Here is a 22,413-nt window from a genome sequence, read left to right on the forward strand (position 1 = left end):
AGGCCGCAGTCTTCCAGCGGAAAATCTGCGCCTTCTCAGAGCTATGACAACCAAGAGAGCGCAGTTGGTCGAGATGCGCAAACGGCTGCTCGCCCAAATCCGTGCGCATCAGAAGCTCGGCACCGCCGTGATGTTCGAGGACATCGACACCGAGCTGGAGCAACGGTTTGACAGTCTGATCAAAGAACTGGAAGACCGGATCACCCGAGCCATCGCGGGCGATGAACGCCTGTCGGAGACCGCCGGTGTTCTCCGTTCCATCCCGGGGATCGGCCCGGTTGCCAGCACGATGCTGATCGCAGAAATGCCCGAGATCGGCACCATCACCGGCGAACAGGCTGCCGCACTCACCGGTTTGGCGCCAGTCGCGCACGACAGCGGAACCCTTCGCGGAAAACGGTCCATCGCCGGAGGGCGCCGCGCCCTGAGGCACGTGATGTTCCAGGCGGCCTTGGTCGCGGCACATCACAACCCTAGCCTGAAATCTTTCGCGGATCGCCTCCGCAAGGCCGGAAAACCGCACAAGGTCATCATCACCGCCGTCGCCAGAAAGCTGGTCACTATCGCAAAGGCCCTGTGCAAGAGCCGTCAGAAATGGACCACCGCAACGGCCTGAGAGATACAGTTGCTAGGTTTTCGAGGCTCAGGACGCATAACTGAGAACTTGGAGCGGCATGAAAACGCGACAGGTCCAATTGTGCTTGTCATGAGGTACGCCCCAGCTCCCGTCCTCATGCCACCTGGGCCTGTTTCGAGAACCTTCGCTCACTGTACCTACGAAAATTCACGGCTTTGCCAAAGTCGTTTGGACGTCGCGGAGCGTTGGTTGAAGCGCCACGTCCACCCGCTCCGAAGCGCGCACTCTTGCAGCATAGACAAGCAGACCCGTCGCGGCGCCACTCATCATGAAAAATGGCATGTCGAGATTGGGAAACGGCTTCGAAATGCATGCCTGCAAGACAGTGGCAAAGGCCCCCGATTGCAGTGCCGCGGCACAATCCGTAAGCGCGGAGGGGGCAGCGCGATGCCGCCCCTTCAAAAGGACCGCGCCCACGAACCAAAGATAAAGACCGGTCCCGAGCAGTCCAAGAGAGCCCAGGCAAGACAGGATCCAGCTCGACGCACGAACGGACCCCACCCCTACACCCAACCCCCAGCTGTCCGCGAAATTTACAAGCGCTTGGGTGTTCCAGCTCATACGCTCGCTCCCGGAATCGCTCGACAACTTGTTGACGAGTACGCGATCCACGATACCCGAGACCTGAGGGACGAAATTCCATGCCAAAACGAAAAGACCGATGAGCAGCGGCACGCCGACCGCGATCAGATAATACACGAAGAAGGACCGTTTCCTGCGCAGGCTCCCCGCAAAGTGCCATGACAGGAATAGCGCCGTGACTGCGAAGAACCCGAGATAAGCCGAGGTCGAGGTCGAACGCAAAAGCAGCAGAAGGATGGCCAGCAAGAAAAAGCCGCTGAACCAGGAGCGATTTTCGCCGATCCAGTCTCTCAGCCAATAGCCATAAAGCCCTATGGTATAAAAGCCGAAAGCGGAGGCTTCAGGGAACCCGCCGCTGATCCTGGCAAGTCCGAGAATGGACTGATTGTCGAGCATCGCCATATTGGCAGTGCGCACCACATCGAGCAAATCCGGCATTCCGACAGCGATAGACGCGAGGTTCAGCACGGCGAGCGAGATATGCGCAGCTGTCGCGACGATCATCCCCTGACGTACCCGGAAATGGTTGCCATAGCGGGCAAAGATCGCAGCCATCGCCACGAACATCGAGGAGGCGAGGATCATGCGCAGCAACTGGTTAATATTGCTGCCGACGGGCCGGAGCGGGATAAGTACGTTGGCCGCGCCATCTGTGCGGCGGACTGTCACGAAGATCTCGGTCGCGTCCTGCAGGACACGCGGCAGGAAGATCGCGCCAATGGCCATCCAAACCAGCAAAAGCAACAAGGGCAAGCCCGGCTCTCCCAAGCGGAAGACACCCAGAATTTGTTCCAGCGATATGGGGGAAGCGATGAGCCATAGCCAAACCGCCAGCGCCACCAGATCATACATCGCGATGCTACCCGCACCAGCGGCGTTGACCGCCGCAGCGGCGCCAAAGGGGAAGGTTACGGTCAAGCACCACATCCCCCGCACCGGCCCAAGGATGAGCGCAAAGGAGAAGAGGATCAGGGCAATCGGGGTGGTGGTGACGAGCTGCATGGTAGTCCAGCAAATCCTATTGGCCTTACAAGGTAAGAAAATGGCGCCTGTGATGAGTTTCGGGAGCCTTTTCTTGTGTAGCATGGCAATGGGGTCATTATAGTGGATAATCCGGCTCTTCGATATAAAAAACGTCGTTGCTGTCGAATTCGCCGGCGGCGCCGATCAGCGTGACGGTTGTAGAGCCGTAGGTCAGCACCGCGGTCACGCCATTGTAAGCGATGTCGAAGGCAATCGACCCATCAACGATCATTTGCACTGAGCCAAACGTATCGAAGTCAAGGATACGGTCTGTGTCATTTTCACGGGGTCACCGTCGGAAAGTGTATCATCACCATTTCCGCCGCGCAGCAGGTCTTCATCGTCACCGCCGTTCAGGGTGTCACGCCCCGAATTGCCGATGACCATGTCGCCCAAGTCGTTTCCGTTGACGAATCCACCGGCTTTGTTACACAAATTTTGCTCGGGGATTCATTTTATGGATCCAGCGTGATCGCTGGAGTGCATGAGCAGTTAGGCCCCTACGAAATACAAGACCACGAACTGGTCGTCCTACAATGCTGCATTGAAGCAGCGCGGATCGCTGTCGATCTGGTTTGATCCGGAGATGGTTTGGACGCCGCCGCCCACCGGCAAGCGGGGTCGGCAGCGAAGCTTCAGTGATGAATTGATCCAAACTTGCCTTACGGTGAAGGTGCTGTTTGGAATGCCATTGAGGCAGACGACGGGTTTCGTTAAAAGCGCTCCTGCGACTGGTTGGTCTGGAATGGGCTATGCCGGATTATAGCACACTTTGCCACCGTCAGAAGACGCTGAATGTGAGCTTGCCGTATCGAGGCGGTACCGTCCCGCTCAATCTCCTGATCGATAGCACCGGCATCAAGGCTGAGGGGTGAAGGCGACTAAAACGCGCGCAAACATGGCGGTCCGAAACGCAGGATTTGGCGCAAGCTACACATCGGTATTGATGAAGAAACGCTGGAAGTGCGCGCCGTGGAGGTCACGATCAGCACTGTCGGCGATGCGCCAATGCTGATCGAGCTGTTGGGTCAAATCCTGCCCGACCAGACAATCGGATCGGTGAGCGACGACGGAGCATATGACACACACAAATGCTACGAAGCCGTTGCCGCCCGGGATGCACATGCTGTGATCCCCCCCCGCGCAGGAACGCCGAACCCCGGAAGCCCATCAGCGCTGGCGCCATAGCGCGGAACGAAGCGGTGCGTGCGTCTCGTTACCTAGGGCGTGCCTTGTAGCGGAAGCTGTCAAAATACCACCGCCGAAGCCGCGTCGAGAGCACTATGCGCTGCGTGAAACTGATGGCGCAGACACTCATGGCGCGGGAATTCGATAGACAGGTCGCGGAAATCCAAATCCGGATCGCCGTGCTCAACCGCTACACCGCGCTCGGCATACCTGTCAACGAGCCCGTAAGATGAATCCGCCCGGGGAAAGTGGAAGCTCGGCCTTCACCGGATTTGTGCAACAAAGCCGAATCCGCCCGTTCCGTTCAATTGCACCGACGTGTCATAGCTCGGCTGCGCGAGCACTACAAAGGGACCCTGCAGCCCAATAAGATTGATCTCGTTGGGGTTTCCGGACGGGGTCAGTGGCGGCAGGAAAATCGGCGGATCAATCGGTAAAGATCTCGTTGTAGGTGTTGCTGTACTCACCATTTCCATAGTCATGGATTTCTGCTTGACTGGAAAAGGTTAATGTTGATTTAAGGTTCAGTCGCGCTGACAGAGCCATAACCGCCTTGTTTAAGTATTGCAGCCCTTTTCAAAGCTCCAAAGACATCTCTTTTGCGTTTCCCGATTTTCTCCCGACCAAAAAAATGACAATATTAGAGGCACCCGCATTTCTGCGAGTGCCCTTTCTTGAACCGTTCCGATCAGGAGATCAGAGGAAGTCGTAAGTGGACGCGTCGACGTAGGTGATATCGGACGCATCGAGTTCTGCGGCCGCGCCCAGCAGGGTGACGGTCGTTGAGCCATAGGTCAGGATCGCATTGGAGCCTGACGTGGTGATTGTGTAAGCTTCGGTGCCGTCCCCGATCAGCTCGATAGAGTCGAGCGAGTCGAAATCAAGGATACGGTCGGCACCATCCTCGTTGTCGAAGACGAAGACGTCGGCTGCATCCGCGTTTGAACGGTCATCGCCGGACAGAACGTCGTTCTCGTTTCCGCCGATGATGGTGTCTTCGCCGGCACCACCAAAGATGCGGTCATTGTCGGCACCGCCGTAGGCAACGTCGTCACCTTCGCCTCCCATCATGATGTCAGACCCGCCTTCGCCGCGCAGGAGGTCTTCGCCTTCGCCGCCAAGCAGCGTGTCACGACCGTGGTTGCCAATGAGGGTATCGTTGTCTTCCTCACCATTCGCGAGCCCGCTCACGCCGTTCAACTTGACGAGGTCATCACCCACGCCAGCCTGGACGTTCTGAGCGCCGGTGGTGGTGCCGCCAGTAAGAATAATTTCGTCCGCACCATCAGTGCCAAGGACGGTATTCATTTCAGTAAGAGAAATGGGCATAATATCCCCCTTTATCTATTTGATTTTTAAACTTAAATCGCCAGAACGACAGTAATTTCAAATTTTGTATTCAGTTGACTTAAAACTGAAACCGAAGCGGAGCTTCATTTTGCAGAACAGGAAAAGACCCTAGAACACCGATTATTCTAGCGCGATTCTGTCCACAGACCAACACCGAAATCCGAATTCGCGATAATCGTTGAGCAAGTAGTTCAAATTTAACTAAACTCTTTGCTGAAACCACCAGAAACATTTAAAAGAAGACTACGTCCAAGGAACCAATCCTGTAGGTTGCACCATGAATGACAGACCCAATCAACGTATAGTGTTGCCGTGGATTTCCACGCGAGCGCTCTGTAAACGCGTTTTGCTGTCTGTTTCTTTCCTCAGCCTACAACAGCTTGCGGCAGTCGCCCAAACTTCGGACAACCTTCTGCGCGCTTCGGAAATCGGCATAAACTCAGGTTTCTTCGCCGGAGCCGCCCCAAGGCGGATGGCACAATTGACCCTGCTTGGGCTGAGCGACCTGCGCGATGGGGTGCAACGAGGGGAATTCGATTCGGCGCAGGAGGGCCAAACGGCGCGTGGGAGCCTCCAGCAGGCGCACCTGTTGTCAGATCGAAACCTGCTTGGATCCCTTGTTTTGATGCCGAACGCGCATAACGGTAGACAGCCCGTCACCGTTTCGGAGCCGGAGGCCTTAGACCGTTTCGGCAAGTATGCCGCCGATATTGGCGCTGCATTCCCCGACGCGTTGATCGAAATTGCAAACGAATTCAACGGCAACGCCTTTGTGACGGGTCCTGCTGTCACGACAGCCACCCCGGCACGCGCGGCCCTTCATGCGGATCACCTCGCCGCGGTTTCGCGCGCGGGCGTCCCGCGCGCTCGGGTACTCGGCGGCGCAGCGCACTCGATTTCCGCGGGATACATCTGGGCAATGCTCGGCGCGGGGGCATCTCGCCACATGTCCGCTGTCACGATCCACCCCTACACGACCCAACCGGAGGCCTTTGCAAGACAACTCGCCGTTTTGCGCCGCCACCCGGACATGCGCGGGCTGGCCGTGGACTTTACCGAGATCGGCACGACCAATCGGGCGGATGCTGCGGATTATTTCTGGCGCTCCTATTGTGAGATGTCGCGCGCAGGCGTGCGCCGCGCACAATGGTACCCCTTGGAACCTCGGGGAGATGGGTACGCCGCACTGTTGGACCAACGGAATGCGCTGACACCCGTCGGCCGGGCCTTGCTCCTCGCCCAATCCGAGATTGCGGGACGCCCAATCGATTACATAACGCCCGCGCCCTTCACACAAGGCTGCATCTTCGACAATCGTTTCGCGGTGCTTTGGGGGGAACCGCGGCCCTTCGATCTGCGAAACCCAGACCTGCAACTGAGACATGCAGATACACGCGTCAGAAAGGATGCGCCGGATTTGCATCCACAGAGGGTCCTCCTCGTGATCGCTCAGGATAAGATCTCCGGCATCGATCCGGACAAGGATTTCGCATTCGGAAAGTCCGAGCAGGTCGCGGACAGCTTCCTTGAGTTCCACTATCCCAAGACAACACGCGACGCTTCTGAAAATGCCTCAGGCACGAATGGTCGCTTCACCGCGCTGATAAGGGACACGCGTGGAGAGCGGGCTCTCAGCACTTGCCCAGGTCAGGACCGACCGCAGGCACCTTGGACGCCTTATCTTTGTGACGACACAATCCAGCGCGCCGTGTTGCATGATCGCGGCTTCACGCTGGGAGGCAACGCTCAAAATCTCTCGGAGCTCATTTGGCGGCAATCCATTGACGCGCCCGGCGTGCTCAGGTTCGACGTGGAAACCAAGGTGATCGCCGCAAGCGATGACGGGATCGTGGTCAGGCTCGAACGAGACGGGCAGATACTCCAGCAACAATCGGTCGTGGGTGAGACCGACATTGCTTTCGGGCCATTCGGGTTCAGCGCCGGAGACACCGTAGATCTGGTGATCGCACCGGGCCGAAATCCGAAAGGAGATGCTGGTCTTCTGAGATTGCGCGTATACGATCAAGACACCAACCATTGATCACGCATCGAGTTTAGTATGACATTTTCCCTGCGCCCCATGCTCAAAACCGGACTGGCCTGCTGCGCGTCGGTCACCCCTCAGGCGCGGTATGAAAGCGTCATTTTCGTCCTTTCCCACATGCGAGCGGCAACCACGGCTCTGTCCAACGTCCTGTGCAGCCACGCTCAAGTGTCCGGCTATGGTGAAACGCATGTTTCCTATAACAATGGACTGTCTCCCGCGCGCCTTGTGGTCAACCTCACGCTGAGGCGCGCCTATGCGCCGAGCGCTCCGTGGGTGTTCGACAAGGTTTTACATGATCGTTTGGACAACGCTCCCGCAGCAGCATTCTACAAAGCGCGGGCCATCGTCATGGTGCGCCACCCTGCCCCCGCGATCAGGTCAATCTGCGCTTTGGCCGCGCGCACCGGGATGCGGGACGTTGAAACCCCCGAGGATGCCGCGCGCTATTACCTCGCCCGCACGCGAACACTTTCAAAGCACTGGCAGAGTTTTCCGGACGCAAACCGCTTTGGTCTGTCTGCGGAGGCCCTGCTCGCCGATCCGGCTGAGATGATCGATCGAATCGGCGATTGGCTGAACGTTGCGCCCAAACTCACCAATACCTACGTGAGCCATGTCGCAAGCCAGCGAGGCGGTGGCGGTGACCCCACGCGAAGCGCCGGACTTACGCGGATCGAGGCGTTACCCCCGCAGCCGGAACCGGGCCTGCCCCAAGGTCTAAAGCCAGATCTCGCAAACGCCTGCGTGACCGCCTATCATGATCTTTTGGCGCTCTTCGACCGCGACTGAACCGATCGACCCATGGGGCATTTGAATACGATTCGACACGCAACCCTTGGACAATCACTACCCGGATGCCATACTGTTGGAGAAGTTGACCAGCTTTTCAAAACGTCGCTAGTTTTGGGGTCGAACGCCGGGTCTCTCTGGAAAAGCCAATCCGAGAGAAATCCCATTTTTCCAGGCGCTCACCTTTTCGCGCGAGGGGCTCCTCCTGTGTACAGATGTCTTGGCGTCAATTTCTCGGGCCTTCAAACCATTAACCCATGTTGATATCCTCGCGTGTGTTGGGGGCCCGCCACATATGACTCCAGCTCGGTGATTTCGGCTGTCCGGCCAACCTGCGCGGAGCGTTCACTGTTCGCGCAATTACGGCTTAGCATTTGGGAATTTCATCATGGGACGCTTCTTTCTCAAGGGCCTGTTCAATATCTCCTACTCCCCGGACCGTTTCAGTTTCCGCAGCCATAGTCACAATAGTAACTGGTGGGGCTATCATGCACCATCTCAGCATGACGTGGGCCGCACTTACGACGTTGGTGCAGGCGATGATTTTCATACCACTGGCGGGGACGGTACTTTCGTCAACGGCATGTTTAGGACCAGCAAGCGTATCTGGCTCCAAGGGCTCCGATACGGTCGATCTGACCGGATTGCAGGTTGACCAGTACCAGTTGCTTCTGGGTGAAGAGAATTGCAAGGGCAAGTCCGGGGTCGTCTTGCTGCTCGACGAAGACGGGAAAGCCATTGGCGAAGTCTCGTTTGGCGGCATCGAGACGATCGACGAACCCAACCCGCTGGACCCTGATGAAAACGAGCCCCATCGAACCGGTCGGTTATGTCAGCGGTGCCGTTGGCAATCATCTGATCGACCTGACCTATGTCGATGTGGACAGGTCCAGACCGCATTGACGCGGGCGATGTCATCATTCGCGGTAACCCTGGAGACTACGATCTCGTTCTCGCAGGTACGGTCATTGATACCATCTACAGTTTCGAAAGCGTGAACCGGGTGCGCGACGGCGCGGATGGTGATGCGCTCTACGGCGGCGCAGGCGATAACACGCTCTTCGGTGAGGATGGCAACGATCGGGTCTGGGACTTCGAACGCGGTGTAAACTTGATCCAACTCACTGGCAGCCCAGCCTCTGGCCCGGTCATCAGCAGCAACGGCGCCACCAGTTTCATCGACTGGGGAGCAACCTCCATTGCAGTCTACAACACCCAGATCGACATGTTCGATCTCCTCTTCTGACGCAGCTAACACATTAATACCGGCGATGTTCCGCCGCCATCTCTTTTCTGAGGAGGGGGCGTTATTGCCGTGTCTGTGCAGTAGGGGATTCAACCAAAAGAGTTTCAAGAAAAAAATTTGCTCGGCATCACTGTGTCGTCTGGCCCTAATTTGTGTGGAGAAACTCTGACGAACACGATAGCTGCTCACACAACTTTTAGGCAAATTTTAGCGCAATGGTACTAGATGATATGCGAATTGGCCTGAGGCTATCCTGGGTTTCGCCGCCTCGAGACCCGAAATTTGTCATGCTCGTTGGCGAAATCATTAACACCGGGCATTTAGAGCGCGCGAAATAGCGGGTCAGAGGTGCGCGGCTTTGTCTAGCATAAATAGCACTGGGAAAGTCATGACCAAGAATTCGACTGCCACTCTCTTGGAGAATAGCATCGCACCGGCGGGCTTCTCCGATCCAAATACCAGCGGCCAATGGTATTTCTCCCGTCCCGCCCAATCCGACATGTCCATCGAGATCGAAACCGTTTGGGAAGATTACACAGGGACGGGCGTCAAGGTCGGCGTTATGGACACGCAGGTACGCTTTGATCATGCGGACATCTCGCGCGCCTACGACGAGAGCCTCGATGTAGACCTCGCCAGTGGCGAAACCGAACTGGACTGGGACACGGCCACGTATCAAAACTATCACGGTACTGCGGTCGCGGGGGTGATCGCCGCCGAGAACGGCAACGGCATTGGCGGCCAGGGGATTGCCGATGGGGTCACTCTCGTCGGTCTGGCAATGGACTTCACCACGAGCGATGCTGTTGGAATGCTCAACCGCGGTTTCGAAGAAGCGGCAAAACTTGATGTCGTGAATTGCTCTTGGGGCTACACGCAAGCCTTCTCCGACAGGCTCACCCCCAACAGCAGCCAGGCACTCAGCCTTGAAACTGCCATTTCCGAAGGTCGGGGCGGACTTGGCACGGCTATCGTCTTTTCCGGCGGCAACAGCGGGTCATCGCAATCGTCCAACTACCACAACTACCAGAACTCGGTCTACACAATCGCCGTTGCCTCCGTGGACAAAGAGGGCGAGGTTTCCTCCTTCAGCTCGCTCGGCTCGAACCTTCTGATATCCGCCGGTGGCGAGGACATCCTGACGACTTCCGCCTACGGCAACGTCGCATATACTAGCGGCACGTCTTTCTCCGCACCCATGGTGACGGCCGCCGTTGCCCTGATCCTCGAAGCGAACCCGGAGCTTGGCTATCGGGACGTGCAGCAGATCCTTGCCCTCTCCGCGCGCGCTGACAAGCTTGGAACGGACGCCCGCGTTGGTCTTGGCTGGGTCGAGAACGGCGCAACAAACGTAAACGGCGGCGGGATGCATTTTTCCGACAGCTTCGGTTACGGGTATCTCAACGTGAATGATGCCGTGCGGCTCGCCGAGACTTGGAACAGCCAGAACACGTTCGACAATCTCTTGACCCACTCCGTCAAGGAGACATTCTCCGACGTGGTGTTGACCGCAGGAGAGCAGGATCGCGTCGAAGTTTCTTTCGAGGTAGCAGAAGACATCACGCTGGAACAGGCTACCATCGCGATGGACTTCATCTGGCAGCATTCCAACGATTTGGAAGTGTTCCTGACCAGCCCGGATGGCACCGTGAGCCAACTCGTCTACGACTTTGTCAAAGAAGGCGGCGGCGGCGCGTTCCGGAACTTCACCTTTACAACGGAAGCCCTGCGCGGGGAGAGCGCTGCGGGCACATGGACGCTGGAAATCGTGAACACCAATCCAGACGCCCTCAAGCTGAACAAGCAAGATGTAATGAGCGCCGCCCTGAAGTCACTGACGTTCACGGCCTACGGGTCCGAGGCCAGCGCGGATGATGTCTTCGTATTCAATGACGAATTCTGGAACGGGTTCCTCGATGACGATGCCTCCCGTGAAAAACTGAGCGACACGGATGGCGGCACGGACACGCTCAACGCGTCGATGGTGACGACATCCGTTGTCATCGATCTGTCCGGTGCAACCGCCAGCAGCATCGGTGGGCGGTCGATCGTCCTGACCGATGCGGCAATCGAGAACCTCTACAGTGGCGACGGCGACGACCAATTGACCGGCTCGGCCGCAGACAATGTCATTGGCGCCGGGCGCGGTGACGATACCGTTCTCGGCAGCCTTGGCAACGACACGCTCCACGGCGGAGCAGGCTCGGATACACTGGTATTCGACATGGCCTCCAGCGCCATCACGGCCATCGCTCTCCTTAATCCGTTGACCATCACTCTGGGTTGGGCCATGGGTGCCGACAGCGGCGTCTGCGTCATCTCGGATTTCGAGACTTTCGCCTTCGAAGACTCGGTTTTTGATCTTGCCGAACTGCTGAATTTCGAAATCGCAACGCCGCTTGATCCCGTGGTTGTGATCCCTGAGCCGGATCCAGTTACCGAAGACCCGACCACTGAGCCGGTCAGCGGAGATCCAACCTCGGATATCCCAGACGACCTGAACGCGATTTCTGGCACTGTGGAGGAAGAAAAGATCTTGGGGACTAGCGATAGCGATTTCGTCAACGCAGGTGCAGGCGACGACTCAGTGGTCGCATTGGACGGCGACGATTATGTCTTGGCCGGCAGCGGAAACGACACCCTCTTCGGCGCCGCCGGCGAAGACACATTGCACGGCAACGAAGGTGACGACTTGCTCATCGGCGCGACGGAAGGGGATCTCATCTTCGGCGATGATGGCAACGACAAACTGTTCGGCGGTGACGGGAATGATTGGCTCGAAGGTGGCACCGGGGATGACAAGCTGTTCGGCGGGCTTGGCGAAGATACTCTGTTAGGCGGCGAGGGAAACGACACGCTCACCGCAAACGACGGCGCAACGACACTCTCAGGAGACTCCGGCAGCGACAAGTACTTCTGTGCAGACGATGAGGACACAATTATTCTTCTCGCTGAGCGAGGCGTCATGAACCGGGTGTTCAGTTATGACGCCGAGCATGATGCACTTGAAGTGCAGTTCGCCGAGGGTCTGTCTGGGGAACTCGCCTTCGAAGAAACCGCCGGTGGCACCTATCTCGGCTTCAACGACGGCGAAACCACAGAGTACTTCGCCTTCTTCACACAGACCGAGGCGAGCTATCTCGCCGAAGGGCTCGGCCTCTAACAGCAACTAGAGATAGAGAGAATCATGAGATCGGGCGCTTTGGTGCCCGATCATCGCGTCAGTTCCAGTATCCGATTCGGAGTGACCGTACCGTTAATTACTTCGCGGAAAGCTTGGCGGTTACCCCGTGCTCTACCCCGACGGTCGATCCAAGGCTCCGGACGGAAACTTTTCACGTGGTTGGCAAGAACATTGCGCCACATCATTCGGAGCGCAAACCCCTTCGGCAACGAGCCCTTGCGCAGAAGATAAATAGGGTTCGCGACTTGACTGTATCCCAGCAAGTAGCCACTTGTCTCGCGACCGGTACTTGTTCCGCAATGTACGCCGGCGAAGGCGTCCGTCCTGATCTTTTCCCCTTTTAGGCGCGCCGCGAAATCAACGTCTTCCTGCCAGGCATAAAGCGGCAGGTTTTGATCAAACCGCTCCGCCCCGATCGCTGAGCAACGATAGGCCATATTGCATCCGTACAACCCGACGAGTTGATGCGCGAGCGCGACTGGCTTCTCCGGTCCGCCACCTGCAACCTCGTAATCCTCTATCAGAACATGTGCCTGCTCGGCGGATACCCCACCGGTGTGGATGCCATCTGCGAGCAGCTTCCCGGTGAAACCGGCGGCGTCGGGAAAGCGTTCCAGCGCACGCCCGATCCCCTCAATTGCATCCTCTGCGGGGAAGTAGTCATCGTCGATAAAGAACACAGCCTCACATTCCGCCTGAACCGCATCAAGCCCCATGTTGCGCTGCCGCGGCAAGCCCTTTTCAGAGATCAGGATCTGCGCTTCCGGAAGCAGATGCTGTACCTCGTCCACCGGCAGATCTTCGAGTTTCGTTACCACAAAAACAATATGGCTCGGTGCCACGGTCTGGCGCACAATCCATGGCAGGAGATCAGCGACAATTTCCGCCCGCCCAACAGAACAGATGACGAGAGCGATTCGAGCGTTCATCAGGAGAGACCTTGTGTTCAATAATTTATGAAACGCACCGGACGGCACACGGGCAAATTGAGTGATACGATGGTTTCGGGGGCCGCGTGGGCCCCCGAAGTCTCAGGGAAGCCAAAAAATGCGCCCGTCCTGCAGGGACGGAGTAGTGTTGCTAAAAGCTTAGCAACCAGTACGCTTGAGGACGGCGCCAATGGTACCGATGAGAATTCGCAGATCGCCCATCAAAGTTAGCGACGCGTAATAGTCGACGTCCATCTGCACACGCTCGGCGTAGCTCACATCATTCCGGCCAGACACCTGCCAGAGACCCGTAACCCCGGGACGTACCGATTGGTAAACCCATTTGTGGCCACCGTAGTTCTGATCCAGTTCCTCCTGCGGAACGGGCCGCGGACCGATGAGACTCATCTCGCCGCGCAGAACGTTGATGAGCTGCGGCAGCTCATCAAGGGAAGATTTACGCAGGAAGGCGCCAAAACGGGTGATCCGCGGGTCGCTGCGAAGCTTGCGGTCCCGCATCCACTCCGCCATTGCCTCGGAATCACTGGCCAGCAGGGCATCGAGTCGGGCCTTGGCATCCGGCACCATGCTCCGCACCTTCCAGCACTTGAATGGCTTGCCGTTCAGACCGATCCGCTCATGCCCAAAAAACGCGGGCCCGCCGTCTCGCTTCACGAGGAAGTAAAGGACTGCCAGCACAGGCAGAACCATCGGGAGAAAAACGAGAGTTAGAATGATGTCCAGCGCCCGCTTCGGTGCGCCTCTGTAGGACAGCTTGCGCTCGGGAATTCGGCCAGTGGTTACGTTGCCAGTCTTGCGCTCGGTGATCGTCGTTTCTAGCATAGTTCAATTCCTGATCCAATAAATCTTGTAAACTACTCGATAATTTAGGAATTCGGGCATTCGCCTCTCTACCGTATTAAAACCTTTCATCAACGCGCCTTCGATCCTGTGGGCGCCGTCGACCTAATAAGTGTCACATCAATAACCAAAATTTGTCACAGATTTTTTGCAGCATTATTCTGCACCTGCAAAACTAACAAAAAACTTCTGAAAAAGTAACCCTAAAGGAGAAGTTTGACCAAAAAATAGCCACAAAGTATTTGCAGCAAGGCCCCTAGCCCCCTCTCATGAAGAAACGCCCTCACCTCGAGGCGATCGATCGCTTCCTAACCTGTCAGTACTTATAGCGTTTTCCGTAGCTGTACGACTCACTCGCTAGCTCTGCCTTTGTCAGAACGAGGCCCTCAGGACGGATATCCAGGCTTGCCAAACTGGAAAGTCCTTCGTTTACAGCCTTTCTAGGGGTCTTTCCGAAGGCAACCACATAGAGAATGTGGTCCACGAAGGTGGCGAGCTTAAACCCGTCCGAGACCGCGAGAACCGGCGGCATGTCGACGACTATGATTTCGAATCGTGCGCTTAATTCATCCATCAATCTCTTCAATGAGGCTGTGGTCATGTCGTCTGCGATGAGCTTTGCGCCCTTTTTGATGCCGGCAACATACATGCCCCATTTTTCAGCAAAGTGGATTGCCGAATCGATCTCGCACTCGGCAGCGAGCCAACCGGTCAGATCATTATGCTGCACTGCGAAAAAATCTACGATCTCCGAACGGCGTGTATCGAGGTCAAGCAGCAGTGTCTTGCGACCGGAGCTCGCGAAGGAACTCGCCAGCGCGATGGCCGTGGTCGTCTTGCCCTCATTTGGGACTGACGAGAGGATCAGAATGCTGCTTCCCCGCGCAGATCTACCCAGCTTGCCAGAGCGCGTCAACTTCGTGGCAACCATAGTCCGCAATTGCCGGATCCGCTCGGCAAACAGGGAGTAGTGATCCGCACCAAGGTGCCTGACAACGTCGTGAGGTTTGCGCATGGAGACACGTGGGATCGCAGAAAGAACGGGCAAACCGGTAGCCTGCGACAACTCCGTAGCATCCCGGAACCCCTTACCCATCAGTTCCATCATCAAAGCGGCAACAAGCCCGATCGTAAGACCAAGGACTGCACCGAATGCAGTCATCAGCTTGGTGCGCGGCGTAGAGGGTCCGCCTGCGATCTCCGCCTGGTTTACCAATCTTGCCTCGGCGCGCTGAATCTCGATCTGTGCGCGGGTCTCGCCGAGGCGACCAAGCACTTCTTCGTAACTGTTGCGGACTGCATCTGCCTCGCGCTCAAGCTGCCGCAACCGCAATGACTCACCGGCGATGTTCGACAACTGCTGTTCAAGGGCATCAACGTCCGCTTGAAGCGCCGCTTCGCGTTTTTGCAAGACGTCGATCTCATTGCGGTAACTGTCAGCAATGTTCGCGATCTCGTTTTCGATCGCGGTTTCGATGCCGGCCAACTCGGAAGCAATCAGGCGCCGCTCTGGATGATTGACACCAAATGACACTGCAAGCCGCGCATCTTCCGCCGCCAGTATCTCACGCCTTTCACGCAAGGACGACAAGTAGGATGACTCTTGGGTTTCGGCCGCAGCGAGTGCGCCGCGCTGCGCAAGCAAGTCCTCAATGCGTTGCAGCCTCGCCTCTTCGGTCGCCCGCTCAGAGCGCGCGATGGAAATCTGCTGGTTCAGTTCACCCAGTCTTTGCGAAAGCACCTCCTCAGACGACCCGGCGTTGTCGAGTTGCTGCCGTTTGAACTCCTCCACCGAGGTCTCGGCTACTGCAAGCTGCTCACGCAAATCCTCGACCTGATCGGCGAGCCATTTGGTCGCGTTCTCCGCAACCCGTTGCCGATCAGCCAACTGACTTCGCATATAGTTCGAGGCCAACGTATTGGCCACGCGCGCCGAAAGCTCAGCGTCGACCGTAAGCACGCCCACTTCGATCACATAACTTTCCCCCAAGCGCCGCACACTGACACCCTTTCGCAAAGCTGACAGGATTCTGCTCATCCGTCGCTGCTCTGAAGAAATGAGTTCGGACGCACTCTCCGATGACTCGGCAGACACAGATGGACGAACGCGCTCCAGACCGGCACTGATCTGGTTCTTGCCCGCTGCAAGCACCAGGGAAAAAAAGCTCGGCTCCGCGAGGGCAGGGTCCAGTGCATCGAAGCGGTCGATTCCGATCTCTTCCACAACCGAGCGCAACAAACCCTGCGAACGCAACAGCGCCACTTCGCTTTCGACGATCGGGTTGTTCAACTTAAGATCGGACACAACCTGGTCTTGGGTCGAGACCACCTGTTGTTCCCTCGGGTCGAGCATGACGGTCGCGCTGGAAAAGTACATTTTCGGTTGCGCTAAGGTCAGAATATAAAACACTGCGGCAAAAAGTAGCATGATCCCGAGGATCAGCCATTTCCGACGTAGAAGCGCTCCGAGCATTCGGCCCAGGTCCACTCCGTACTGGTCTTCGAAGTGCGGACTTTCGTATCCTTGATCTTGCGATGTACGTTTGACACCCGAAAGCTTGGCAACGCGGCTCGACACAAATTCTGCCATATCCATCTCCGAAAACCGCCCAGGCGGCGTAAGTTTGAAATCAGTGTTGCGACAATGTAAAAAAAATCGAAACACGGTTGCCTTCGGAGACGCAAGCCGCGTACACCATATCGGACAAATAATTTTTCACAAAACGGCGTTTCAGCACGACTTGCGGCCAAGGGACCGTGGACAAACATGAGCCGTAAGCCAGGCGAGCCCACTTCCGCGCAAAAACCCGGTGGCGCGGGAAACGCTGCAATCTCATTTATCGCCCTCAGCTCCCAGCAGCTCTCTGCCTTCGTAATCACCCTCCTTGCGGCGGGGGTTTTGGGCGCTGGAGAATACGGCGTATATACTCTAGCTGTGGTCTTCGTCGAATTCGTGGTCATGTTGGCCTACACAGGCTACTTCCACTTTCTCGTCACATCCGACGAAGATGAGACCGCCGTCCTGTCCACCACATTCTGGATCATGCTAGGAATCGGAGTCCTTGGCGGACTGGTCATGGTGCTCACTGCGGGCCTTGTTGCCTTGGCCTTCGATGCGCCACAGCTTGCGCCAGTGTTGCGCGCCTTCGGCCTGCTACAACCCTTTGCTTCCATGATCGGCTGGGCGACGGCCGCACTCACGCGAGCGGGGCGGATGCGCCCCTATTTCCTAAGCCTGGGTGTATCCAACTTCGGCGCGATGATAGGCGGCACGGCGGCGCTGCTCATTTGGCCGTCAGTTTATGCACTGGTCATCTTCCGGGTGATTCGCATTGGCCTCGGCATCATTTTCTTCGGGTTGAGCCTGAACCAGCGACCGAGTTTTCTCTTCGACCGCAGGATGGCGCGCGACGCGACGCGCTATGCCGCGGGGCTCTACGGCGCGCGCTTACTGACCTTTTTTTCAAACTTCGGCACCGACCTCGTACTCGCGGCGATCTTTTCCACGGCGGAGGCAGGCCTGTATCGCTTTGCCAACCGCATTGCCAGCGCGACGGTGGATCTCGTAGCACAACCTTTGCGCAGCTTCTCATTGAAGAGTTTCGGGCAGGCTGCCCGCACCGAGCGACCGCTCGCCGATGTCTTCGCCCTCTACTTTGGTATGTCCATCTTGCTGGTTGGCGGTGCCGCGGTGACCCTGATGATCCTTGGCCCAGAGGCCATCCGGACGTTATTTCACCCTGAGTATGCGGCGGCCATCATCGCGACTCAGGCCATGGCGCTGCGCGCCTTCGCGCGGGTGGGTCAGAGCATGATCGAGCCGGTGTTCTCAACTCGCAAAACGACAAACCTCGCCATGTGGTTCAACCTTGCGCTCGCAGCCGCCATGCTGGGTTCCATTCTCGCCTTTGCGAATCAGGGGGTCACCGTCCTGGCCATCGCGCAGGCTGGCGTGCAGCTTATTTCCCTTCCGCTTGCAATCTGGGCGATTGCACGCGGCGCCGAGGTCGATATCTGGCCGGGGCTACGTCGCGCGGGCCTTGCGATGGTGTTGCTGACAGGATTTGCCGCCGCACTCTGGATCTCTTGGTGGGGATTGGGGCAATCGGGGCTCGCGCCTGGATGGCGCGTGGGAGCGGGCGCGCTCACAGCCTTGAGCCTTGGCGGGATGGCAGTGGCCATTGCGATGAAACTACAGGTTCTGTCCTTGCGGGCTTTCGCGGATTGACTCTAACGCCAGCCAAGCACCGCAGAAAGACCGAGCCGCTCAGCCAAAGCCGCCGCCGCAAGGGGCAACGAAACGCCAAGAATTGTACCCAAACCGACAACGAGCACGGGGTCTTCCGCCCCGGTCAGACGCAATGCGATACGAGTGCCCGCCGTGATCAGGATATGGGTCACGAAGATCGGCATGGTATGTTGCCCGATATATGACAGGGCCTGCGCGACCAGGCCATGCCCGCTCTGCGCCCATAGTTTGGCCAAGCCGAGAACCACTGCCGAACCTGCGAAATAGGCCGGCAGAAAGATCGGCTGCGATGCGGGATAAACCAGCAAGGGGTCCGCCGCCTCCTGCCAGGCCAGCCAGAACATCAGTGCCATGATACCTGCCCCGAGGATCAAAACGGTCCTGCGCGCCGCCCATACTGCGGCGTTCCCGCCCACCGATGCAGCGATCAGGAACAGACCAATCCAGCGCACATAGGTGATCGGGCCATTCTCCTGAAGGTAGCCCACGGCCAAGAGTATCAGACCCACGATGAGGGCTGTTAACTTCGGCAGGGGCGCCAGCAGACGCATCAGGAGGATGCCAAAGAAGAGATAGTAGAGAAACCACATTACGGAGGGCGGCTTCCATATGATCACCCAAGGCCTGAAGACTTCCACGGGGGTGTTCGTCTGCCCACGCATCAGGTAGCCCGCCAGAAGAAGTAAGATCCCCCAAAGCACATAGGGCCAGACCACCCGCAGCGTCAAAAGTCGCAAAACATCGGGCCATGCGCGCCGTGCCATCCCCCCAGACAACATGCCCGAAACGATGAAAAACAGCGCCATATGAAAGGAGTAGATCGTGATCAGCAGAAACCTTATGATCTGCGTATCGCTCCCAGCACTGAGGATACCGACAAGCGCATGTCCCATCACGACGAAAATCATCGCGAGACCGCGCGCCATATCGATGGAAAAATCCCGGTGTGAAGTCATTTCCGCTCGAGTTCTTTTAATTTGACGTTCCGGCGCACAATCAGCCTAGGGCCTTGGTGCCGCCTCTAGAGACCTTGCGTCAAGCTCAAACATAGCCGACGCTAAGCCGCATCCCGAGGATCTCAATCCAATTTGTCGGGTAATACGGCCAGTAGGTGCCATTTTTGCCGATTTTTTAGCACTTTGACGCGCCCAGCTCAGTAAAGATTGCGCCGCTCCGCGCGATCTGTTTTGCTTCGCAGGTGACCACGTCATGATTTAATAACACGGTATTTCTACGGAACGGGCGACATGCGCGATCTCATTTACATTATTGGCTCCGGCCGCAGTGGGTCCACCGTCATGGAACGGGTTATCAATTCGTCGCCGCGGTGCTGCGGCGTCGGGGAGATACACGCCCTCTGGCGGTTGCCCGTCGCGAATCTGATGTGCTCCTGCGGTTCGCGCGTGCCCGACTGTGGCTTCTGGAGCCAGGCTCTGGAACAGGCGGACATCGGCCCGCGTGAGCTCACCCGGCTCGCCGAGCTCGAGAGATCGGTCGTGCGCAACACTTACCTTATGACCTTGCGCTATGATCTCAGGCGCATCCGCAACGACGATCGGTTGGCTGAATTCACCGCGTTGCAAGAACGCCTCTTCGTCGGGGTGCGTGCTGCCTCCGGAGCGGAGGTGGTGCTCGACAGTTCCAAGGCCGGACCCCGGGCCTTCGTGCTCGCCGCAGGGCTCGATCCGGTCTTCCTTCATGCCTACCGCGGCGCGGAGGACGTGATTGCGTCCTGGCGGCGCCCGAAATTCGAACCCTCGACGGGCACACCCATGAAAAAGCCTCCGGTCCGCGAAGCGGCGATCGACTGGATCAAGGCGGAACAGGCCGCGCGCAGTCTGCGCCGATCCGCCAGCGTGAAACGCATTGATTACCTTGCCTTTTCCTCCGCCCCGCGCGACGCTCTGCGAGCGGCGCTCGAGGAGCATTTCGCTGGACTGGTGGATGAACTTGCCTGGCAGGGACAGAGCACTGTGCGTCCTGCCGAAGTTTATCACTCTGTACTGGGCAATCCGGACCGCTTCAACAGAGATGATATCGTCATTCGTCCACAGCACGCCTCTGACAGGTCCAAGTTCGGCGCGGGAGAGCGCCTGATTATTCGGTCGGTTGGAAAAGGCCTCGAAACGATCTGGCCCTGACATCCTGGCGTGGAAATCAAAGGCCGCGAGCGACACGATACCTAAAACTCAGAGGCTGTTGCTCGACCGCACCTGCCCGCCCTCGGATACCTCGTCAGAGCGCTGTTCCAACCTGCGGATATGCCAGCCCTCTAATGTATCGAGGCGGAGTTTTTGCATGAGCGCGGGTTTTTCGACGACGTGCCAGGAAAGTGCCGAGAAGGCGACGATGAATGGCATCGAAAAGATCAGCGTCCAGTACCAGGACAACTCGCCCCCGGCCACGTGGATCACCGTCTGCAAGATCACATAGTGATAGAGATACATGCCGTAGGAATAGTCCGCACCATTGACGAGCCAGTTGCGCCGCGGGTTGAGCACACCAAGCATCACAGTCAGGTAAGCCGCTGGGAAGCATCCTAGAATTCGGTCTTGCGGCGCCCAAGTGAACGTCGCCAGCGTCACTGCCGACACCACGAGGATCAACGCAGGGGAGGTCGGGATCCTGTTGCGGAAGACATAAAGGCATACCCCCACGAGGAAGGACACGACAAGCATATAGCCGGAAACCGGCCCGTCCCAATCCGGAAACACCCAATCGTTCACGATCCCGATGCGAAGAAGTACCAGTCCGAAAAACACGGCCGTACCGGCGAGCAGTATCTTGTTGCTCCGCTTGGCCCCGATGAAGATGAGGATACCCAGAACGATGTAGCAATAGAGTTCGAACGGCACCGTCCAAAGCTGTTCGTTTGCGATATCCGGGCGTGGGTTTGCAGAGAAAACCTCCGGCAGGAAAATTGTTACGTGGCCGGTCACGTTGACGAGATAGCGGAAGAAACCGGGATCGGTGAAATACTCACCGATGCTCAATTGTGTCACGAAGGGCCCGAGCAGAAGAGCCGTAAGGAGGACCTCGACGGCAAGTGCCGGGTAGATCCGGATGAAGCGGAGGCCCATAAATTTAACTAGGGTACGACAGCGGATCATGCTGCCCGCCACCAGAAACCCCGAGAGCGCAAAGAACATGGGAAGGATCGCGCTCTTCACAGCGCCAATCGGAAAAGTAATCCACAAGATCCTGTTGGCGATTTCGCCTTCGGCGACGTTGTAAGCATGCCCTATAACCACGAGAAACGCGAGAATCAACCTCATGTAATCGAAGCCGGCAGGCCGCCCGCCTGCAACATCCAGATAGTCGCCTAACGTACGCATATTTCCGCGAATCCTTTTAATCAATGCCTTTATATTAGGGGAAAACTGCAAACCACGCTAGTTTTCATGATACCTTTGTTGAAACACGGCGCCCGTTTGCACGGGTTCGATCCACCAAGGCGTGGTCGCTTACGGCTGGGGGCGGAATAGTACGCTAAGGGTTTAGGTTCAGACCTCATTAAGATTTGACGAAGAAGGTGTTGCAGGGGCGTCATGGAGACCTGCATCATGAGCGATCTGTCTGGCTCACAGAGGCACAAATGGCGCGTCCGCGCCCATTTTTCCCGAAGAGCCGTGGTCGCCCAAGGGTGGGCGACGGGTGCTTTCTCAGGGGGATTATCTTCATCAATCGCAATGGCTTGAGATGGCAGGATGTGCCGAAGTAATACGGCCCGCACAAGACGTTGTATAACCGTTGGCGCCGCTGGAGCGAGATGGGCGTCTTCGCAAGGATCCTGGTCGCACTGGCCGATCAAGGGACCGAGACGGGCACGGTGATGATCGAGGCAACCCACCTCAAAGCGCATCGCACGGCCTCCAGCCTGCGGAAGAAAAAGGGGGCGCGGGCGAGCGATTGGCCGAACCAAAGGTGGCATGAATACCAAACTGCATGCGATCTGCGACGCTGTGGGGCGCCCCCTGCGGATGTTCCTGACCGTAGGACAGGTCAGCGATTATCGCGGTGCGCAGGCCTTGTCGGACGCATTGCCTTTAGCCGACTGGCTGCTGGCCGACCGCGGATATGACGCCGACTGGTTCAGAGAAACGTTGCAGGACAATAAGATACGCGACTGCATCCCGGGTCGGAAGAGCGGCAAGACGCCCATCAGGTATGACAAACGCCGCTACCGCCGACGCAACCGGATCGAGATCATGTTCGGGAGCTCGCCCAAGACGATCCAGTGTGCCACCGTTTGATGACAATGCCAGGGATCCGTGCAGTCGTCGCTCTGACCTTCCGCGCAACTGTCGATGATCCGGCACGCTTTCGGT

20 protein-coding genes and 2 pseudogenes are annotated in these 22,413 nt (G+C 57.4%); 10 read left to right on the forward strand and 12 right to left on the reverse strand.

Translation table 11 applies throughout. The features are described from left to right. The coding region (locus ACN5AZ_RS17680; RefSeq protein ID WP_419430230.1) for a transposase at window positions 1-616 on the forward strand (616 nt) is incomplete at its 5' end. Window positions 617-784: 168 nt separating this feature from the next. Here the strand turns inward: ACN5AZ_RS17680 and ACN5AZ_RS17685 are convergent. The 3 genes from ACN5AZ_RS17685 to ACN5AZ_RS17695 form a co-directional block, all read right to left on the reverse strand. Then, a complete protein-coding gene (locus ACN5AZ_RS17685; RefSeq protein ID WP_419430231.1) occupies window positions 785-2,221 on the reverse strand; it encodes a hypothetical protein in 1,437 nt (478 codons plus the stop codon). A gap of 97 nt (window positions 2,222-2,318) precedes the next feature. After that, complete coding sequence (locus ACN5AZ_RS17690) at window positions 2,319-2,474, reverse strand: hypothetical protein (RefSeq protein ID WP_419430232.1); 156 nt, start codon at window positions 2,472-2,474, stop codon at window positions 2,319-2,321. Next, complete coding sequence (locus tag ACN5AZ_RS17695) at window positions 2,471-2,638, reverse strand: hypothetical protein (protein WP_419430233.1); 168 nt, start codon at window positions 2,636-2,638, stop codon at window positions 2,471-2,473. The genes ACN5AZ_RS17690 and ACN5AZ_RS17695 overlap by 4 nt, the downstream gene beginning before the upstream one ends. A 148-nt stretch (window positions 2,639-2,786) precedes the next feature. On the opposite strand from ACN5AZ_RS17695, the pseudogene ACN5AZ_RS17700 reads away from it, so the two are divergent. Then, window positions 2,787-3,663, forward strand: a pseudogene (locus tag ACN5AZ_RS17700) (IS5 family transposase). Between the two features lie 30 nt (window positions 3,664-3,693). Here ACN5AZ_RS17700 and ACN5AZ_RS17705 read toward each other — a convergent pair. Together ACN5AZ_RS17705 and ACN5AZ_RS17710 are read right to left on the reverse strand one after the other, a co-directional pair. Then, a complete protein-coding gene (locus ACN5AZ_RS17705) occupies window positions 3,694-3,912 on the reverse strand; it encodes a hypothetical protein (protein ID WP_419430234.1) in 219 nt (72 codons plus the stop codon). A 214-nt stretch (window positions 3,913-4,126) separates the two neighbouring features. After that, the gene (locus ACN5AZ_RS17710; protein WP_419430235.1) at window positions 4,127-4,759 is read right to left on the reverse strand and encodes a calcium-binding protein; all 633 of its coding nucleotides are present in this window, start codon (window positions 4,757-4,759) and stop codon (window positions 4,127-4,129) included. A gap of 298 nt (window positions 4,760-5,057) precedes the next feature. Here ACN5AZ_RS17710 and ACN5AZ_RS17715 point away from each other — a divergent pair, with 298 nt between their 5' ends. Then, a complete protein-coding gene (locus ACN5AZ_RS17715) occupies window positions 5,058-6,821 on the forward strand; it encodes a hypothetical protein (protein ID WP_419430236.1) in 1,764 nt (587 codons plus the stop codon). A 171-nt stretch (window positions 6,822-6,992) separates the two neighbouring features. Further along, window positions 6,993-7,616: a sulfotransferase gene (locus ACN5AZ_RS17720; RefSeq protein ID WP_419430237.1), complete on the forward strand. Its 624-nt coding sequence runs from the start codon at window positions 6,993-6,995 to the stop codon at window positions 7,614-7,616. A gap of 367 nt (window positions 7,617-7,983) precedes the next feature. On the opposite strand, the gene ACN5AZ_RS17725 is transcribed toward ACN5AZ_RS17720, so the two are convergent. After that, entirely contained in the window at window positions 7,984-8,166 is a 183-nt protein-coding gene (locus ACN5AZ_RS17725) for a hypothetical protein (RefSeq protein WP_419430238.1), read from the reverse strand. Between the two features lie 37 nt (window positions 8,167-8,203). Next, window positions 8,204-8,431 carry a hypothetical protein gene (locus ACN5AZ_RS17730; protein ID WP_419430239.1) on the reverse strand — a complete coding sequence of 76 codons (228 nt, stop codon included), beginning with the start codon at window positions 8,429-8,431 and terminating at the stop codon, window positions 8,204-8,206. A 56-nt stretch (window positions 8,432-8,487) separates the two neighbouring features. On the opposite strand from ACN5AZ_RS17730, the gene ACN5AZ_RS17735 reads away from it, so the two are divergent. Then, the gene (locus tag ACN5AZ_RS17735) at window positions 8,488-8,862 is read left to right on the forward strand and encodes a hypothetical protein (RefSeq protein ID WP_419430240.1); all 375 of its coding nucleotides are present in this window, start codon (window positions 8,488-8,490) and stop codon (window positions 8,860-8,862) included. 388 nt (window positions 8,863-9,250) lie between these two features. Continuing rightward, a complete protein-coding gene (locus ACN5AZ_RS17740; protein ID WP_419430241.1) occupies window positions 9,251-12,025 on the forward strand; it encodes a S8 family serine peptidase in 2,775 nt (924 codons plus the stop codon). 50 nt (window positions 12,026-12,075) lie between these two features. Here the strand turns inward: ACN5AZ_RS17740 and ACN5AZ_RS17745 are convergent, their stop codons facing one another. The 3 genes from ACN5AZ_RS17745 to ACN5AZ_RS17755 all read right to left on the reverse strand — a co-directional run bounded on the left by ACN5AZ_RS17745 (window position 12,076) and on the right by ACN5AZ_RS17755 (window position 16,432). Further along, window positions 12,076-12,975 (reverse strand): glycosyltransferase family 2 protein, encoded by a 900-nt coding sequence (locus ACN5AZ_RS17745; protein ID WP_419430242.1) that lies wholly within the window; start codon window positions 12,973-12,975, stop codon window positions 12,076-12,078. A gap of 159 nt (window positions 12,976-13,134) precedes the next feature. Continuing rightward, window positions 13,135-13,818 (reverse strand): sugar transferase, encoded by a 684-nt coding sequence (locus ACN5AZ_RS17750; RefSeq protein ID WP_419430243.1) that lies wholly within the window; start codon window positions 13,816-13,818, stop codon window positions 13,135-13,137. Between the two features lie 334 nt (window positions 13,819-14,152). Next, window positions 14,153-16,432 (reverse strand): GumC family protein, encoded by a 2,280-nt coding sequence (locus ACN5AZ_RS17755; protein ID WP_419430244.1) that lies wholly within the window; start codon window positions 16,430-16,432, stop codon window positions 14,153-14,155. A gap of 171 nt (window positions 16,433-16,603) precedes the next feature. On the opposite strand from ACN5AZ_RS17755, the gene ACN5AZ_RS17760 reads away from it, so the two are divergent. Continuing rightward, on the forward strand, window positions 16,604-18,064 hold the full coding sequence (locus ACN5AZ_RS17760; RefSeq protein ID WP_419430245.1) for an oligosaccharide flippase family protein: 1,461 nt from the start codon (window positions 16,604-16,606) through the stop codon (window positions 18,062-18,064). A gap of 2 nt (window positions 18,065-18,066) precedes the next feature. Here the strand turns inward: ACN5AZ_RS17760 and ACN5AZ_RS17765 are convergent, their stop codons facing one another. Beyond that, window positions 18,067-19,041 carry an acyltransferase family protein gene (locus ACN5AZ_RS17765; RefSeq protein WP_419430246.1) on the reverse strand — a complete coding sequence of 325 codons (975 nt, stop codon included), beginning with the start codon at window positions 19,039-19,041 and terminating at the stop codon, window positions 18,067-18,069. Between the two features lie 291 nt (window positions 19,042-19,332). On the opposite strand from ACN5AZ_RS17765, the gene ACN5AZ_RS17770 reads away from it, so the two are divergent. Then, entirely contained in the window at window positions 19,333-20,226 is an 894-nt protein-coding gene (locus tag ACN5AZ_RS17770; RefSeq protein WP_419430247.1) for a hypothetical protein, read from the forward strand. Between the two features lie 48 nt (window positions 20,227-20,274). Here ACN5AZ_RS17770 and ACN5AZ_RS17775 read toward each other — a convergent pair whose 3' ends face one another. Further along, window positions 20,275-21,420: an acyltransferase family protein gene (locus ACN5AZ_RS17775; protein ID WP_419430248.1), complete on the reverse strand. Its 1,146-nt coding sequence runs from the start codon at window positions 21,418-21,420 to the stop codon at window positions 20,275-20,277. Window positions 21,421-21,648: 228 nt separating this feature from the next. On the opposite strand from ACN5AZ_RS17775, the pseudogene ACN5AZ_RS17780 reads away from it, so the two are divergent. Together ACN5AZ_RS17780 and ACN5AZ_RS17785 are read left to right on the forward strand one after the other, a co-directional pair. Continuing rightward, window positions 21,649-22,302 (forward strand): annotated as a pseudogene (locus ACN5AZ_RS17780) (IS5 family transposase); the annotation flags it as partial. Window positions 22,303-22,343: 41 nt separating this feature from the next. Continuing rightward, window positions 22,344-22,413: hypothetical protein (locus tag ACN5AZ_RS17785; protein ID WP_419430249.1), on the forward strand; the 70-nt coding region annotated here is incomplete at its 3' end.

This window comes from Sagittula sp. SSi028, assembly GCF_048553715.1.
Taxonomy (GTDB): Bacteria; Pseudomonadota; Alphaproteobacteria; order Rhodobacterales; family Rhodobacteraceae; genus Sagittula.

Bases quoted from the DNA above. Each gene is read 5' to 3' on its own strand.
- ACN5AZ_RS17750 (WP_419430243.1), bottom strand. From the start codon at position 13,818: ATGCTAGAAACGACGATCACCGAGCGCAAGACTGGCAACGTAACCACT.
- ACN5AZ_RS17765 (WP_419430246.1), bottom strand. From the start codon at position 19,041: ATGACTTCACACCGGGATTTTTCCATCGATATGGCGCGCGGTCTCGCG.
- ACN5AZ_RS17730 (WP_419430239.1), bottom strand. From the start codon at position 8,431: ATGGGGCTCGTTTTCATCAGGGTCCAGCGGGTTGGGTTCGTCGATCGT.
- ACN5AZ_RS17775 (WP_419430248.1), bottom strand. From the start codon at position 21,420: ATGCGTACGTTAGGCGACTATCTGGATGTTGCAGGCGGGCGGCCTGCC.
- ACN5AZ_RS17690 (WP_419430232.1), bottom strand. From the start codon at position 2,474: ATGATCGTTGATGGGTCGATTGCCTTCGACATCGCTTACAATGGCGTG.
- ACN5AZ_RS17755 (WP_419430244.1), bottom strand. From the start codon at position 16,432: ATGGATATGGCAGAATTTGTGTCGAGCCGCGTTGCCAAGCTTTCGGGT.
- ACN5AZ_RS17745 (WP_419430242.1), bottom strand. From the start codon at position 12,975: ATGAACGCTCGAATCGCTCTCGTCATCTGTTCTGTTGGGCGGGCGGAA.
- ACN5AZ_RS17760 (WP_419430245.1), top strand. From the start codon at position 16,604: ATGAGCCGTAAGCCAGGCGAGCCCACTTCCGCGCAAAAACCCGGTGGC.
- ACN5AZ_RS17705 (WP_419430234.1), bottom strand. From the start codon at position 3,912: ATGACTATGGAAATGGTGAGTACAGCAACACCTACAACGAGATCTTTA.
- ACN5AZ_RS17735 (WP_419430240.1), top strand. From the start codon at position 8,488: ATGTCGATGTGGACAGGTCCAGACCGCATTGACGCGGGCGATGTCATC.
- ACN5AZ_RS17685 (WP_419430231.1), bottom strand. From the start codon at position 2,221: ATGCAGCTCGTCACCACCACCCCGATTGCCCTGATCCTCTTCTCCTTT.
- ACN5AZ_RS17770 (WP_419430247.1), top strand. From the start codon at position 19,333: ATGCGCGATCTCATTTACATTATTGGCTCCGGCCGCAGTGGGTCCACC.
- ACN5AZ_RS17710 (WP_419430235.1), bottom strand. From the start codon at position 4,759: ATGCCCATTTCTCTTACTGAAATGAATACCGTCCTTGGCACTGATGGT.
- ACN5AZ_RS17725 (WP_419430238.1), bottom strand. From the start codon at position 8,166: ATGAAAATCATCGCCTGCACCAACGTCGTAAGTGCGGCCCACGTCATG.
- ACN5AZ_RS17740 (WP_419430241.1), top strand. From the start codon at position 9,251: ATGACCAAGAATTCGACTGCCACTCTCTTGGAGAATAGCATCGCACCG.
- ACN5AZ_RS17715 (WP_419430236.1), top strand. From the start codon at position 5,058: ATGAATGACAGACCCAATCAACGTATAGTGTTGCCGTGGATTTCCACG.